This window comes from Neobacillus sp. NPDC058068, assembly GCF_042885335.1.
GTDB lineage: Bacteria > Bacillota > Bacilli > Bacillales > Cytobacillaceae > Neobacillus.
Genome location: NZ_JBHVSI010000004.1, coordinates 196,925 through 210,895, shown reverse-complemented (window position 1 = coordinate 210,895; position 13,971 = coordinate 196,925). Strand labels below are relative to the sequence as shown.

Annotated in this window: 18 protein-coding genes; 11 read left to right on the top strand and 7 right to left on the bottom strand. The window is 41.7% G+C overall.

All coding sequences use genetic code 11. The annotated features are described in order from the left end of the window. The first annotated feature begins 7 nt into the window (after positions 1–7). From ACFVSW_RS06855 to yunB, 3 genes are all read left to right on the top strand, one after another. Positions 8–1,360 (top strand): bifunctional metallophosphatase/5'-nucleotidase, encoded by a 1,353-nt coding sequence (locus ACFVSW_RS06855; RefSeq protein ID WP_387313872.1) that lies wholly within the window; start codon positions 8–10, stop codon positions 1,358–1,360. A gap of 61 nt (positions 1,361–1,421) precedes the next feature. Next, positions 1,422–1,724 carry a YunC family protein gene (locus ACFVSW_RS06850; protein WP_387314117.1) on the top strand — a complete coding sequence of 101 codons (303 nt, stop codon included), beginning with the start codon at positions 1,422–1,424 and terminating at the stop codon, positions 1,722–1,724. A gap of 90 nt (positions 1,725–1,814) precedes the next feature. After that, on the top strand, positions 1,815–2,621 hold the full coding sequence (gene yunB, locus ACFVSW_RS06845) for a sporulation protein YunB (protein ID WP_387313869.1): 807 nt from the start codon (positions 1,815–1,817) through the stop codon (positions 2,619–2,621). A 31-nt stretch (positions 2,622–2,652) separates the two neighbouring features. On the opposite strand, the gene ACFVSW_RS06840 is transcribed toward yunB, so the two are convergent. After that, entirely contained in the window at positions 2,653–3,648 is a 996-nt protein-coding gene (locus tag ACFVSW_RS06840) for a M23 family metallopeptidase (protein WP_387313867.1), read from the bottom strand. A gap of 172 nt (positions 3,649–3,820) precedes the next feature. Between ACFVSW_RS06840 and lipA the strand changes: the two genes are divergently transcribed. Then, positions 3,821–4,738: a lipoyl synthase gene (gene lipA / locus ACFVSW_RS06835; protein WP_387313866.1), complete on the top strand. Its 918-nt coding sequence runs from the start codon at positions 3,821–3,823 to the stop codon at positions 4,736–4,738. Between the two features lie 97 nt (positions 4,739–4,835). On the opposite strand, the gene ACFVSW_RS06830 is transcribed toward lipA, so the two are convergent. Beyond that, on the bottom strand, positions 4,836–5,477 hold the full coding sequence (locus tag ACFVSW_RS06830) for a YhcN/YlaJ family sporulation lipoprotein (protein WP_387313864.1): 642 nt from the start codon (positions 5,475–5,477) through the stop codon (positions 4,836–4,838). 117 nt (positions 5,478–5,594) lie between these two features. Here ACFVSW_RS06830 and ACFVSW_RS06825 point away from each other — a divergent pair, with 117 nt between their 5' ends. Further along, complete coding sequence (locus ACFVSW_RS06825) at positions 5,595–5,870, top strand: YutD family protein (RefSeq protein WP_387313862.1); 276 nt, start codon at positions 5,595–5,597, stop codon at positions 5,868–5,870. Between the two features lie 39 nt (positions 5,871–5,909). Here the strand turns inward: ACFVSW_RS06825 and ACFVSW_RS06820 are convergent, their stop codons facing one another. Both ACFVSW_RS06820 and ACFVSW_RS06815 read right to left on the bottom strand, forming a co-directional pair. Further along, on the bottom strand, positions 5,910–6,194 hold the full coding sequence (locus ACFVSW_RS06820; protein WP_387313859.1) for a cytosolic protein: 285 nt from the start codon (positions 6,192–6,194) through the stop codon (positions 5,910–5,912). Positions 6,195–6,255: 61 nt separating this feature from the next. After that, positions 6,256–6,522, bottom strand: a complete 267-nt coding sequence (locus ACFVSW_RS06815; protein WP_387313858.1) for a DUF3055 domain-containing protein — start codon at positions 6,520–6,522, stop codon at positions 6,256–6,258. Between the two features lie 162 nt (positions 6,523–6,684). Here ACFVSW_RS06815 and ACFVSW_RS06810 point away from each other — a divergent pair, with 162 nt between their 5' ends. From ACFVSW_RS06810 to ACFVSW_RS06800, 3 genes are read left to right on the top strand one after another with little or no spacing between them, the layout of a single operon-like run. Then, positions 6,685–7,956, top strand: a complete 1,272-nt coding sequence (locus ACFVSW_RS06810; protein WP_387313855.1) for an EAL domain-containing protein — start codon at positions 6,685–6,687, stop codon at positions 7,954–7,956. A gap of 18 nt (positions 7,957–7,974) precedes the next feature. Continuing rightward, on the top strand, positions 7,975–8,412 hold the full coding sequence (locus ACFVSW_RS06805) for a DUF86 domain-containing protein (RefSeq protein WP_387313852.1): 438 nt from the start codon (positions 7,975–7,977) through the stop codon (positions 8,410–8,412). A 33-nt stretch (positions 8,413–8,445) separates the two neighbouring features. Then, positions 8,446–9,210 (top strand): TIGR01457 family HAD-type hydrolase, encoded by a 765-nt coding sequence (locus ACFVSW_RS06800; RefSeq protein WP_387313849.1) that lies wholly within the window; start codon positions 8,446–8,448, stop codon positions 9,208–9,210. Positions 9,211–9,248: 38 nt separating this feature from the next. Here ACFVSW_RS06800 and ACFVSW_RS06795 read toward each other — a convergent pair whose 3' ends face one another. Then, positions 9,249–9,761: a phosphatidylglycerophosphatase A family protein gene (locus tag ACFVSW_RS06795; protein WP_387313846.1), complete on the bottom strand. Its 513-nt coding sequence runs from the start codon at positions 9,759–9,761 to the stop codon at positions 9,249–9,251. A 172-nt stretch (positions 9,762–9,933) separates the two neighbouring features. Between ACFVSW_RS06795 and yutH the strand changes: the two genes are divergently transcribed. Next, positions 9,934–10,947, top strand: a complete 1,014-nt coding sequence (yutH, locus tag ACFVSW_RS06790) for a spore coat putative kinase YutH (RefSeq protein ID WP_387313844.1) — start codon at positions 9,934–9,936, stop codon at positions 10,945–10,947. 93 nt (positions 10,948–11,040) lie between these two features. Next, positions 11,041–12,030 (top strand): 2-hydroxyacid dehydrogenase, encoded by a 990-nt coding sequence (locus ACFVSW_RS06785; RefSeq protein WP_387313841.1) that lies wholly within the window; start codon positions 11,041–11,043, stop codon positions 12,028–12,030. Positions 12,031–12,070: 40 nt separating this feature from the next. Here ACFVSW_RS06785 and ACFVSW_RS06780 read toward each other — a convergent pair whose 3' ends face one another. Next, on the bottom strand, positions 12,071–12,307 hold the full coding sequence (locus tag ACFVSW_RS06780; RefSeq protein ID WP_024028418.1) for a NifU family protein: 237 nt from the start codon (positions 12,305–12,307) through the stop codon (positions 12,071–12,073). Positions 12,308–12,456: 149 nt separating this feature from the next. Here ACFVSW_RS06780 and ACFVSW_RS06775 point away from each other — a divergent pair, with 149 nt between their 5' ends. Continuing rightward, positions 12,457–12,783, top strand: coding sequence for a YuzD family protein (locus ACFVSW_RS06775; RefSeq protein WP_387313838.1), 327 nt, complete (start codon positions 12,457–12,459; stop codon positions 12,781–12,783). A gap of 49 nt (positions 12,784–12,832) precedes the next feature. Here ACFVSW_RS06775 and ACFVSW_RS06770 read toward each other — a convergent pair whose 3' ends face one another. Then, positions 12,833–13,900: an NAD(P)/FAD-dependent oxidoreductase gene (locus ACFVSW_RS06770; RefSeq protein WP_387313835.1), complete on the bottom strand. Its 1,068-nt coding sequence runs from the start codon at positions 13,898–13,900 to the stop codon at positions 12,833–12,835. Positions 13,901–13,971: the final 71 nt, after the last annotated feature.

Genomic DNA, 13,971 nt, shown 5'->3' with positions numbered 1-13,971 from the left:
GAGAACAATGGAAACCATTCATATCTATCATACAAACGATGTTCACAGTCACTTGGAAAATTGGCCGCGAATAGCGCAGTTCCTGCTTAAAGAAAAAGAGCGGCATCTCCAAACAGAGGAGGAAGTCTTTCTGTTTGATATCGGCGATTTTCTTGACCGCTGGCATCCATATACCGAAGCAACGAAAGGGCAAGGGAATATTGCCCTTTTAAATGAGTGTCAATATACTGCAGTTACAATCGGCAACAATGAGGGGGTAAATCTTCCCTATGAAGATTTGAATCACCTCTATGACGAAGCGCAATTTGATGTTTTAGCAGCAAACTTTTATAAAAAAAATGAAATTTACCCTGATTGGGTGAAACCCTATCAGATTTATCATACGAAAAAGGGTACAAGGGTGGGAGTGATTGGACTCACCGTCCAATTTGCTCACCTTTATGAATTGCTTGGCTGGGAATTGACGGAGCCAATTTCAGAACTGAAAAAATGGCTGCAAACTTTGAAGGAAGAGGCAGACTTCATTATCTTGCTGTCCCATCTTGGCATCCACGATGATGAACGAATCGCTTTAGAATTCCCAGAAATCGATGTCATCTTAGGCGCCCACACCCATCATGTTCTTGAACAGGGAAAGCAGGTGGGCAGCACGCTCCTAGGAGCGGCAGGGAAGTATGGTTATTTTGTCGGGCATGTTACCGTCACCATTGATGAGACCAAATCCATAATAAACAAAAATGCGCTTCTTTATGACGCAAAAGAGCTTCCCGCCGTTCAAAATGAACAGGAACAGGTCGATGCCTTCTTAGAGAAAGGGAAGCAGCTGCTAAATAAGAAAGTCACTACACTGCTCAAACCTATGTCAAATGATCTTTTCCAGGAAACAGACCTCTCCCTTTTGCTGTGCAAGGCATTGCGGGAATGGTGCCATGCTGATTGTGCAATGTTGAATGCCGGTTTGCTTTTAGGCCCGTTAGCAGGCGATGTGACTGAATATGACCTGCTGAAAATTTGCCCCCATCCGATCAATCCTTGTGTTATTGAACTGACAGGCAAAGAGTTACAGGAGGTTTACCTTCAAACGATGGATGAAAGCTTACCCCATAAGCATATAAAAGGCCTAGGGTTTAGAGGAACGGTCTTGGGGATATTCGTCTATGATCGGATTAGCCTTCATGGAAACACGATATATGTGGATGGCAAAGAATTAAACGATGAACAAAACTACACATTGGCACTGCCGGATATGTTTACTTTTGGTCATTTTTTCAAAGAAGTGCTTCCAAGCAAGCAGAAAAAATATTTTCTGCCGGAATTTTTTCGCGACATATTAAAATGGAAGTTAGAGACGGACACCTAGCCCATCACGGATTTTCCTCCGCTGTCATAGAGTGATAGGGAGGAAAGGAGTGTGGGACACTTTGATTGATCTTTCACCAGTTGAAATTAACGGTCATACGTTTTTGGCTGTTTCTGTGTTACTTCCAAAAACTACCTTGCTCGCGGTGACAAGCGACAAGGGATATATTATGTGCGGTGCCCTGGACGTGGGCTTATTAAATGAAAAATTAAAGGACCGCAAAATTATTGCCGGCCGAGCCGTCGGTGTAAGAACGATTGATCAGCTGTTAAATGCCCCGTTAGAGTCAGTGACCTTGGAGGCAGAGGAATTAGGGATTCACCAAGGAATGCTTGGAAAGGATGCCTTATTAAAGATGGTGTAAAAGCTTGCATTGACGGCAGGCTTTTTTTATTCCATTTTTAGGCTAGTTCCCTTCGTGTTAGCATACATATAGCAAGAAGGGGTGATTTCTTTGGCAAAGTTTCGCCGGCGGCTCAGGAAGCGGGGACCGCTGCCTTTCCGCTATGTCCTGCTATTATCTTTTGTCTTTTTCCTTTTCTCAACCGCATCAGGTCTCTGGCTGGTAAATAAAGGGATTGAGCCGACGTTAATGAGAATTGCTACATCCGAAACCCGCAATATTGCTTCGCTTGTTATCAATAAGGCGATCACTAAGCGGACGATGGCTATTGATGATGTAATCACGATAATACCTGGTAAAGACGGGAAACCGGACAACGGAAAACTCAATTCAGTCTACATAAACCGAGTATTGGCAGAAACAACGGCACAGATTCAAAAGAACTTAAAGGCGGCCAAAAAAGGAGATCTTGCCTCTTTAGAACAATTGACAGATGTTGAGATTGAAACGGAAAATACGACAAAGGAAGATGGAATCGTCTGGTATGTACCGTTAGGCCAGGCAACAAATATATCCTTGTTAGGGAATATTGGCCCAAAAATCCCAGTAAAGTTTCATGCTATCGGGGAAGTTGAACCCGATGTGAAAATAGAAACGAAACGAATTGGCATCAATAATTTTTGGGCCGAAGTTTCGATCCATATCGAAGTTTCTGTGCAAATTATTACCCCTTTTGCAACCGAAATCACCAAGCTAACCCAGAGTATTCCGGTAGGAGGGACATATATACAAGGAGATGTCCCGCAATTCTATAACGAAGGAGGAGGGACCGTTCCGTCGATTCAGGTTCCGGATACGAAGACCGATACAAAGTCCGATACGAAGACAGATACCAAATCCAATACAAAAAAGCCGTGAAAAAAACAAGGACTATCCATCAAGGACAGTCCTATTTCTTCTTACGAGTATTCGCCCGCTCAATCCGCTTCCATTTTGCTAAATGCGGATAAGGGTCAAACGACCATTCGGTAATCCCATTATCTTTATACATGCCGTAATGTAAATGGGGCGGGAATTTTCCGGAGGTTCCCGGCGGACCGTAGCCCGAACTTCCGACACCACCAATGACCATCCCAGGCTCAACAATTTGTCCGACTTTCAAATCCTTCGCAAACCCGCTGAGATGGGCGAAATAATGATAGGTATTATTAATATCACGGATGCCGATTCTCCAGCCGCCGAACTTGTTCCAGCCCTTCATTTCGATAACGCCATAGTTGGTAGCGCGTACAGGAACCCCATAATCGGCAAAAATATCGGTCCCTTCATGACTCCTTCTTCCGCCCCACCCCCTGGCATCCCCCCAAGTACTGCGGTAGCTGTGATTGCTTCGAATCGGAACAGGAAACACTTGCTTATCTAAATCAAGCCGGCCAAAATGACGGTAAACTTTTGCCTTTCCAGTAATAATTCTGACGGTCTTATCGCGGTGATAGTAATTCCATAACCCAATTTTAAGATTTTCAGCATCGACCCCGTATGAAAGAAGATAATGAGCAATGGCATATAAGACATCCTCATCACTCTTTAAACTCGCTTTTCCATCCCCATCTCCATCAACCCCCAGTCCATTAAAAAATTGGAGGACTGCCGGGTTTTCTGCGGCGGTGTTAGGATTGGTCAGGCCTGCCCATTGTTCAGGTCTGAAATAAATAGCAATAGTGCTGTCCGGTTTTGGCAGGTCGCGACGGACAAGGCGGATGCTTCTTTCATATTGATCAATGGCTGCTAAATAATACCAAGGAATCTGTGTAACGGTTTCGACCTTTTTGTAAAGCTTCATTCTCTCCAGGTATGGATCAGGTTCTTTTGCATGAGCATCCCTGACAGCCACTGTAGAGGTGAAGAATAAAAGGAAAGTTCCAATTATCAGAAAAGCCCGCACAGGAATCCTCCTTCCGATTAATGTACATGATTAGTTTATGACTTCTTTGCTATTTCATTAAGGTTAATAATTGGTAATCGAAACGGAAAGGTAGTCTGCTTGTTGTTCTATTTGCAGTATGTTAAAGTGATTCAGAAGAACTCATTTATTTATACATATTAGGGGTGTAACAATGAGCAAAAATGAAGAAATTTTACGAAAGCCTGACTGGTTAAAAATAAAGCTGAATACAAATGAATCTTATACCGGCTTGAAAAAAATGATGCGGGAAAAAAATCTTCATACCGTATGTGAGGAAGCTCGCTGTCCAAATATTCATGAATGCTGGGCGGAAAGAAGAACAGCAACCTTTATGATTCTTGGAGATACATGTACTCGAGCCTGCCGCTTTTGTGCAGTAAAAACAGGTCTGCCGACAGAGCTGGATTGGCAAGAGCCGGAAAGAGTTGCTGACTCCGTTCAATTAATGAATCTTAAGCATGTGGTAATAACCGCCGTAGCGCGTGATGATTTAAAGGACGGCGGGGCAGCAGTTTTTGCGGAAACAGTTCGGGCAATTCGCCGCAAAAATCCATTTACCAGTATTGAAGTTCTTCCCTCTGATATGGGCGGGAAAGAAGAAAATTTACAGCTGTTGATGGATGCTAAACCTGATATCTTAAATCATAATATCGAGACAGTTAGACGCTTGACGCCAAGAGTAAGGGCGCGTGCTAAATATGATCGGTCTCTCGAGTTTCTCCGCCGGGCAAAAGAAATGCAGCCAAGCATTCCAACAAAATCCAGTTTAATGATTGGGCTTGGAGAAACAAAAGAGGAAATTATCGAAGTAATGGACGATCTGCGCGCAAATCATGTCAATATTATGACCATTGGTCAATATCTGCAGCCTACAAAGAGTCATCTTAAGGTTGTAAAGTATTATAGTCCTGATGAATTTAAGGAATTACAGCAAATTGCGATGAGCAAAGGCTTTAGTCATTGTGAAGCAGGTCCGTTGGTTCGTTCCTCTTACCATGCTGATGAACAAGTAAATGCCGCTGCCAAACATAAGCAATTATTAGGTGAACAAGACGTAAAGGAAGCGTAAAACGCAAAGATTCCGTTTAGCGGTGTCCTACCTTATTTATAAAAGAGTTCAGCCGGTAAAACGGCTGAACTCTTTTGAATATAAGCCCAGAGGTATTTTATCGATGTGGTCTGCTCTTATTATAATCATCCGGAGTCAGGCCATTTTCGTCTTCATTTGGACTGATTCGTTGTCCCTGTGGTGATTTTTTCATTTGCTTCACAAGGCCGGTAACCAAATTACGGGAATTTCGGCTTGTTGAATCTAGATTAGCGAGATTTTCTACATCACGCATTAACACCTTATTGTCTGTGACATATACATGGTAAAACCGCGGCACAACCGACATCGCCGTCCTCTTTACCTGGTCAGCTGTCAGATTGCGGTCTTTTGAATCGGTATTATAAGCTACTAAAACCTCTTGATCAGTAACAAGTGTTGCGGCATCATTGACATTGGGAATAGTGGTGCTGTGCTTGCTGATAATATTGGCGACCTGTTCTCGATCGAGCGCTGTATAGTGGTTATTCGCTGTATTATCGTTCATCAACGGACTCTTTTGGTGACGGACAAAGCCATAATTGTTGCTAACATTCCGGACTCCGCGGCTTGCGCCTTCATTGTAGAGGTCATGCCTTTTATTATTAACGTTAATGGTATTGCCGCTTTCCTGATAAACATCACGATTGGCCATATCCTTAGAGCATCCAGTTAAAGCTGTCATCGTACATAATCCCATGATGATGACTAATTTTTTCAACTTAAACACCTCCTTTTATTAGAATAGCCAAAGAGAGGATTTTATTTCTTAGCAATTGATGGGGAATCGGTTATAATGGGTATTAGAATTCGCTGGTAAAATGAGGTGGAAAAAAGCATGATTATTATTAATAACACCATGTATGAATTAGTGCAGGAATATCGAAATGGGTTTAATGAGGAAGCACTAAAGGCTAGGTTTAGTGATATTTTATCGAGATATGATTATATCGTCGGAGATTGGGGTTATGGGCAGCTCCGATTAAAGGGCTTTTTTGATGACCAAAACCAAAAGGCAACATTCGATTCAAAAATTAGCACCCTAAAGGAATATCTTTATGAATACTGCAATTTCGGCTGTGCTTACTTTGTATTGAAAAAAGTAAAGAAATAAAACGAAGGGAATCGGACCCTTCGTTTTTTATTTCCCTTTTTAATTATCATATGGTACTTGTTCATCTGTATCCGGGTCATCATGTGTGGGATGTGCCCCGTCCATCTGCCTTGGTAAATCTTGATGCAGGGATTTGAATTCATAATTGAAAGCACTATATTGCCGCTGCCCTTCCTTCCAGGGAGTGCTTTTATTTTGAACAGCATCATTAACTTTAAAGGTTGAACCATAGGGGCCTTCCGGAAACTCTTGTGCTGTTAAGAAATTGAACTGCTTCTCAACATTGGATAATTCAGTATATTTATGCGAATCCTTTTCCTCCATGTTTTCACACTCCTTATAGGTGTTATTATGTCGAAAAGGGGTGAAAAACATAAGCAGATCATTAAATGATTTCCGTTAAGAAAGACCGCAGTTCCGCTCCATCTGCTTCATTCAATTGAAAAGCAAATTCTAAATATCCCTCTTCTTCCAAGTCATCCGGACCAATAATCGCAAACCGGCTTCCTTGCATATCAAGAACAAGCAGCTTTCCATAGTGGCGATTACTTTGAACAATCGCTAAATCGAAGCGTTGGTTTTCACCGACAAAGCTGACAAATCTTGTTTTTGTATCTTCTGTATCATCGTATAAGAAAAAGTGTTCACTCATCAAAAAGATCTCCTTTGTTAAATTGACATCTTCTCTATAGTAACAAATTATTCGGCGTGATGGGACTTCTAACAATTTTTCTTGCTGAAAAAGACGAAAGATGTCAAATTATGTTACAATGTAGCTAAGCATTTAAGTTGACTTCTGAGAGGGATGGAAATAATGGTCCGTCGTTACATAGAAAAAATCAAAACCATCGCCAAATGGGGAAAAATTTTATTACCTCTTTCGTCAATACGCTTTTACCCTCCCCAATTTATCTTGCGAAACCCTGTCATGCAAGGAGTAACGGCTGCCATTAACGATGGACATGAAGTAGCTGTTATTGTCTTTAATTTAAAGAATATGAATGAACTGGCAGAACAACTAAGTCAATCCCAGTACGCACTTTTAATCAAACAGATAAAAAATTATTTCCGCGCTGCTGTTGAGGAAGAAATCGCTAAGCAGGATGTCATTACCCTTCACGATTTTTATGGGGACGGTTTGACACTTTACATTAAGGTGGATGAGGCACGCCTTTGCTTGTCGGAAATCGATACAATTATGAAAAAAATCATCAATCATGTTGAGCGGAATTTGCAAAAGTATAATCCCGCTATCCAGACCATCTTTACAACGGGTTATATGTTCGTTGAAAAAAAGTATCATTCGATTCAGGATTCCGTTGTCAGAGCTCATCGGCAGGCGCTTGCGATGGCAGAAAAACGAGTCAAATCTGAATTTAATGAAATGGTTTTTGCGATCAAAAGAATTATTTCAAAGAAGAATTTAAAATTATTAGCCCAGCCGATTATCAATGTTGCCACAAAAGAAACATATGCACTAGAAATGCTTACCCGCGGTCCAGCGGGAACCGTTTTAGAAAGTCCACTCTCACTTTTTTCGGTTGCCAGGCAGACAGGTGTACTCTATGAACTTGAAATGATAGTCATTGAAAGGGTTTTCAGTCAAATAAAGGCGACAAAATGCCGGCAGGACATCTTTGTCAATTGTACACCGATGACGCTCGGGAATATTCGCTTTACCCGTGACTTGAAAACAATCATGCAGCAATATAAAGGAATTTCACCGAAGCAAATAACCTTTGAAGTGACCGAGAATGATTCAATCGAAGGCTTAAAGAATTTCATTTATAATCTCAAAATGTTAAGATTAATGGGGTTCCGAATTGCCATGGATGATACAGGGGCAGGCTATTCTAGTTTAAGCATCATTAGTGAAATCATGCCCGATATTATTAAAATTGACCGATCTGTCATTCAGAATATTGATAAGAATTCAATCAAAGAATCGATGTTAAAAGGATTAATGTTAATCGCCAGAGAGGCCGGTTCATTAGTGGTAGCCGTTTTGACACGAAATAATGTTGATCTAGCACAGGGTTATTTCTATGCACGGCCAACCGCGCTGATAAATAGTATTGCAACTTAGAATGGAGGAAGCGGTATCATGTATTTTGTTGATAGGGAAAAAATTGAAGCAATCTTAATTTACTTAGAAAAACAAATCACTCTCTTCAAAGACCAAACAGCTTGGTCAACACCACTTGAACACGCAGCGTTAGAACGCTTGAGCCAAATGATGATCGAGTCTGTTTTAGATGTTGGAAATGCGATGATTGATGGTTTTATCATGCGAGACCCCGGCAGCTATGACGACATAATTGACATATTGATGGATGAAAAGGTTGTTTCAGCGCAAACAGGGGAAAATTTAAAGCATATCATCCAATATCGAAAAAAACTTGTTCACGATTACATAACGATTGACCATAGCGAGCTGCAGGACCATTTTTCGAGAAATCTTCATGAATTAAAGACTTTTGCTGAAAACGTTCGTGATTATCTTGCAAATGAATTAGGACCTGTTTCGGCGTTTAAAAACTAAATTCGGAGTGTCTGCTGATTGGAGTGATTTTTTTTGAAAAAATATAAGGGTTATTTAATTGATTTAGATGGTACGATGTATAAGGGAACAGAACGGATTGAAGCAGCCTCTGATTTTGTTAAGCAGCTCCGGGATAAGGGGATCCCTTACTTATTTGTAACGAACAATTCATCACGAACGCCGGCGCAGGTAGCTGAAAAGCTCGTCCGCTTTGACATTCCGGCGGAAGAAAAGCTTGTGTTTACAACAAGTCAGGCAACCGCTAACTACATTTATGAACGTAAAAATGACGCAACGGTTTATTGTATTGGCGAAGAGGGAATCCGAACGGCTCTAGCGGAAAAAGGATTGCAATTTGCCGGGGAGCATGCAGACTACGTTGTTACAGGGATTGACCGCTCCATCAGCTATGAAAAATTAGCCGTTGCCTGCTTGGCAGTCCGTAACGGAGCGACCTTTATTTCCACCAATGGCGACATTGCCATCCCAACGGAAAGAGGATTGCTGCCTGGGAATGGATCACTAACATCAGTTATTGCCGTATCTACACAGACCAACCCGATTTTTATCGGCAAACCGGAGTCCATTATTATGGAACAGGCCTTAAAGGTTCTAGGAACAGCAAAAGAAGAGACACTGATGGTCGGCGATTATTATGATACCGACATTTTAGCTGGGATGAATGCGGGAATGGACACATTACTCGTGCATACCGGTGTAACGACAAAAGAATTGCTTGCCGGCTGCGAGCGGATGCCGACTTATACGGTGGATACATTAGACCAGTGGGAAATATAAGAAAAGGATGGGGAAAAAGCACCCATCCTTTTTGCTTCTTATTTCTTTTCTTCTGCAGCTCTTGCTGCCCGGTGTGCCAGCCTGCTGGAGGCCGCAGCGGCTATTGCTCCGACAATATCATCTAAAAAGGTATGGCACTCGCCAGTTGATTTATCATTTAAATGTGCTAGGATTCCGGGCTTTAGTTTATCGATATAACCGTAATTGGTAAAGCCGATGGAGCCGTAAACATTTACAATAGAAAAGGCCAGGATTTCATCCACCCCGTAAAGGCTTTCATCGCTGCCGATAATCGATTGAAGCGGTTCTTCTAACATCCCTTTTTCAGCAAGCATATCAAGCTGGATTCCGGTGATGATTGCGTTTTGTACCTCACGTTTGGAAAGGACCCGTTCTACGTTCGCCAAACAGTCCTCCATCTTTAAGTTTTCGTGATACTTTTCCTGCAAAAAGAAAACTAAATCGGCGATGTCCTGAACTTCAACGCCTCTCTCTTTCAGCCATCTGCGTGCTGTTTCTTCGGTTAGGTCCACTTTTTTGTCTTCTGCCATTTCTTCAATCACCTTTTCCTTTTATTTACACTATATATATACGCTAAAATGATCCCATATGCAATTTCTTCTCGGTTATTCTTTTCCTAAAGAAACCACCAAGAAACAAGTTTTTAAAAGCCTATACATATACTTGAGATAGAAAAGGAATAAAGAAGAGGTGGGGGCTTGGATGCTTCAGAAAATGCTTGAAAATCAATATGGAATCACGGTCGAGGAATATGTGAAATTAGATCGTTTTGATGCACTGCGGGGAAACGGCTGGCTGTATTTAATTGCTAATCCGTCCGGTAGGGAAGAAGAGGAAATCGCCGAGCTTGGGAAAATGGCCGAACATTTAAGAAATTACGGGGATCAAAATGTCCCGATCTTTTTGCCGACCAAGGAGGGTATTTTAATTGCGGAGTGGGAAAAAAATAAATATTGCGTGTTAGCGGTTCGACAGAACGAAGAACAGCGGAAAATAAAATTAGGGCGGAAGCTCGCCAAATTCCATGAGCGCGGCAGGAGGGTTCCTTTTCAAATCGAAAGGTCAAGCAGGATTGGCCAATGGAAGGCCTTGTGGGAAAAGCGGCTGGAGCAAATGGAAAGGGTTTGGAGCGGTCTCCTTTTTCAGACACCTGAAGATGAGTTTGAACGGATGTTTATCGATTCCTTTCCCTATTACCTGGGATTAACAGAAAATGCGATTCAATATCTAGTTGATACAGAACTGGATGAAGAACCGTTAGAAACGGATGGCGGCACCGTTTGCCATGAACGTTTCATGAAAAAAACATGGGGGCCATACAGTCATTATATGATTAAAAACCCGTTTGATTGGGTGTTTGATCATCGAAGCCGTGATTTAGCGGAATGGACGAGGGAGAGGTATTTTCGCAATATCCAGACATACGATGTTGAATTAAAGCAATTCTTTGCAGAGTACCAAAGGATTGCTCCCTTGTCACCCTTTTCGTGGCGTTTATTATATGCACGATTAATCTTTCCCTTGCATTACTTCGATTGTATAGAAAGTTATTATATTACGCGTTCAGAACAGGATAGGAAGGTATTAGAGGAACGCTTAAGTAAAATCTTACGGCAGTCAAGCGACTACGAACGGTTTTTGGCGGGATTCTTTCAAATGTCAGGGGCGCCGGTTAAACGGCTCCATATACCGCAGCTAGAATGGCTTTTTCAATAAGATGAGACGAATCAAGCTGTTTTGCAGGAGTCAATAATAAACTTATGGTAAAATTAAGTAGACAAAGATGATGAAGAAGGAAGTGAACGCAGCATGAAGCCTTACGTTTATATAACACGAAAGCTTCCAGATGAAGTAATTAATCCACTACTGCAAAACTTTAAAGTAAAAATGTGGGACCATGACGATGTTCCAGTGCCAAGAGACGTCTTACTTTCTGAGGCGAAAAAAGCCGATGCCTTGTTGACAGTATTGGCTGATTCCATTGATGAAGCTATTTTAACCGCGGGGAAAAATTTAAAGGTTGTAGCAAACCTTGCTGTTGGTTTTGACAATATTGATGTAAAAACCGCGAGCAGGGAAGGGATTGCGGTTTGTAATACGCCTGATGTATTAACTGATACAACAGCCGATTTAACGTTCGGCTTATTGATGGCGACGGCCCGAAGGATTGTCGAGGCTGCGGAATTCGTGAAAGAAGACAAGTGGAAAAGTTGGAGCCCGTTATTATTGGCTGGCCATGATATTCACCATAAAACCATTGGTATTGTTGGCATGGGGAAAATTGGCGAAACGGTGGCGAAGCGGGCCACGGGTTTTGAGATGAACATCCTGTACCATAACCGGACGAGAAAACCAGCGGCCGAGCAAGAGCTCGGGGCAGTTTACCTGCCGTTTGAAGAGCTTGTGGAAAAGTCGGACTTTATTGTTTGTCTAACGCCGCTTACCCCCGAAACGAAAAACATGTTTACTCGTGAAGTATTTCAAAAAATGAAACAATCGGCTATTTTCATCAATGCTTCAAGAGGTCCAGTGGTTGATGAACAGGCATTGTATGAGGCATTAGCGGCAGGAGAAATTGCCGGGGCAGGGCTTGATGTTTTTGACAAAGAACCGATTGATTCCAGTCATCCATTATTAAAGCTTTCCAATGTCGTTGCACTTCCGCATATCGGCAGCGCTAGTGTCGAAACGAGAACCACGATGATGGGGCTATGTATCGATAATGTCGCTTTGATCCTAGAAGGAAAAGAGCCGAAGACACTTGTGAATAAAGATTGGATGCCCTTAGTTAAAGCTTGAAAATAATAAAAGCGATTGCCGTCATGGCAATCGCTTTTCATTAAAATACTTGTTCTACTTCAACAACACCAGGAACTTCTTCTAGAAGAGCTCTCTCGATACCTGCTTTTAATGTGATCGTTGAACTTGGACAGGTTCCGCACGCACCTAATAAGCGGAGCTTAACAATACCATCCTCTACATCTACTAATTCGCAATCCCCGCCATCGCGAAGAAGAAATGGACGCAATTTATCTAATACTTCTTGAACTTGCTCAAACATTTCTTGTTCTACCATGTTAATCGACTCCTTTCCTATCTATATTATAATGTCAACGGCAGTAAAAATCCATTCTCAGAAATTAGGAAGCTGTCCAATTTAATCATTTTTTTAGTTTTTACGTTTGAAATAAGATAAAATAGAAGAAAAAGGTTAGGAATGGTCTTATGAATGTTCAGGAAGTGGAAATTGTTCTTTACGGGGCAGAAATTCTATGCCCAAGCTGTGTGAATTTACCATCATCCAAAGAAACGTATGAGTGGCTGGAGGCGGCAATTGCCAGAAAGTTCCCCAGTCAGCCCTTTAAAATAACCTATGTTGATATTCATCAGCCGTCTGGCGGGAGTGAAAAGGTTGATTTTGCTAAAAAGGTAATAGAAGAAGACATGTTTTATCCCGTTGTCGTCATTAAAGAAAAAGTCGTTGGCGAAGGCAACCCGCGACTTAAAACGATCTTTGCAGAACTTGAGAAATATGGATATAAAGCAATATAAAACAAAAAGCATTCCATTATTATTTGGAATGCTTTTTGCTTAAATAAAATCATCCTTTATGAAATTTATACATCCACAATATACCGGATTTTAGTAAGCGGGCGACCCTTCCTGTAATCGGACGCTCTGCCATCATCCCAAATCCATGTTTTTTCCCAAGGGAACCTAGAATTCCCTTTAATTTGATTTGCGGGAAGGAAGCGGGAGGTGCTTCGCCTTTCCAGCGCCTCTTAAGGACTTCGGCAATTTGCTCAGCCTGTCCCTCAGCCAATTGAGCACTTGGCGCATGTGGAAGGCTTGCGCAGTCCCCCAGAATAAAAATATGCTCGTCATTAGGCAAATGATGGAGAGGGGAGATAACCATCCGTCCTGAGCGATCCTTTTCCCCATCCATAGCGCGGACAATTTTACTGGCTTGAATCCCTGCTGTCCAAACAATCACATCACAATCAATCGGTTGATCGTGATTATATAGTTTATTTTCTTCCACTTTGGTGATATTAGAATTGTTGATAATCTCGACATTATTTCTTACAAACCAATTTTCAACATATTTACTTAAACGTTCCGGGAAGGCAGAAAGGATATGGTTTCCCCGATCAAATAATTTGATATTTAGGTCTTCACGGCTTTCGCTTAATTCACTCGCTAACTCGACACCGCTTAAACCAGCGCCGACAATAGCCACAACTGAACCAGGTCCAAGATTGTTTAAGACTGAATAGGTGCGCCGGGATTTTTCTATACTTTGGATACTGTAAGTGAATTGTTCGGCACCAGGAACATCATGATAATTGTCCTCACAGCCAAGACCAATGATAAGGTCATCAAAGGCAACCGGCTCAGCATCTTTTAGGATAACCTTTCGATCCTTTGTATCGATGCTTGTTACCTCTCCATATTTCACAGCTAATCGAGAATGTTCCGGAAAAGAAACACGTATGTCTTTGTCGGAAATTGTCCCAGCGGCTAAGGCATAGTATTCGGTTTTTAAGCAGTGATATGGGACGCGGTCAATAAGTGTAATGGTTACGTCCTCTGGTAAGTGGTTGGGAAGAAGTTCGTTCAATATCTTCATCCCGCCATATCCACCACCAAGAATGACAAGGTTTTTCATTTTTAAAATCCCCTTTGTTTGTCCGGTTTTAAAGAATTGTAAATAATAGTAGTATTATACCCCGTTTGTTT

What these genes read in the sequence shown, in the direction of transcription:
- ACFVSW_RS06855 (WP_387313872.1), top strand. Translation starts at nt 8, where the DNA reads ATGGAAACCATTCATATCTATCATACAAACGATGTTCACAGTCACTTG.
- lipA (WP_387313866.1), top strand. Translation starts at nt 3,821, where the DNA reads ATGAGCAAAAATGAAGAAATTTTACGAAAGCCTGACTGGTTAAAAATA.
- ACFVSW_RS06825 (WP_387313862.1), top strand. Translation starts at nt 5,595, where the DNA reads ATGATTATTATTAATAACACCATGTATGAATTAGTGCAGGAATATCGA.
- ACFVSW_RS06820 (WP_387313859.1), bottom strand. Translation starts at nt 6,194, where the DNA reads ATGGAGGAAAAGGATTCGCATAAATATACTGAATTATCCAATGTTGAG.
- ACFVSW_RS06815 (WP_387313858.1), bottom strand. Translation starts at nt 6,522, where the DNA reads ATGAGTGAACACTTTTTCTTATACGATGATACAGAAGATACAAAAACA.
- ACFVSW_RS06810 (WP_387313855.1), top strand. Translation starts at nt 6,685, where the DNA reads ATGGTCCGTCGTTACATAGAAAAAATCAAAACCATCGCCAAATGGGGA.
- ACFVSW_RS06805 (WP_387313852.1), top strand. Translation starts at nt 7,975, where the DNA reads ATGTATTTTGTTGATAGGGAAAAAATTGAAGCAATCTTAATTTACTTA.
- ACFVSW_RS06795 (WP_387313846.1), bottom strand. Translation starts at nt 9,761, where the DNA reads ATGGCAGAAGACAAAAAAGTGGACCTAACCGAAGAAACAGCACGCAGA.
- yutH (WP_387313844.1), top strand. Translation starts at nt 9,934, where the DNA reads ATGCTTCAGAAAATGCTTGAAAATCAATATGGAATCACGGTCGAGGAA.
- ACFVSW_RS06785 (WP_387313841.1), top strand. Translation starts at nt 11,041, where the DNA reads ATGAAGCCTTACGTTTATATAACACGAAAGCTTCCAGATGAAGTAATT.
- ACFVSW_RS06780 (WP_024028418.1), bottom strand. Translation starts at nt 12,307, where the DNA reads ATGGTAGAACAAGAAATGTTTGAGCAAGTTCAAGAAGTATTAGATAAA.
- ACFVSW_RS06775 (WP_387313838.1), top strand. Translation starts at nt 12,457, where the DNA reads ATGAATGTTCAGGAAGTGGAAATTGTTCTTTACGGGGCAGAAATTCTA.
- ACFVSW_RS06770 (WP_387313835.1), bottom strand. Translation starts at nt 13,900, where the DNA reads ATGAAAAACCTTGTCATTCTTGGTGGTGGATATGGCGGGATGAAGATA.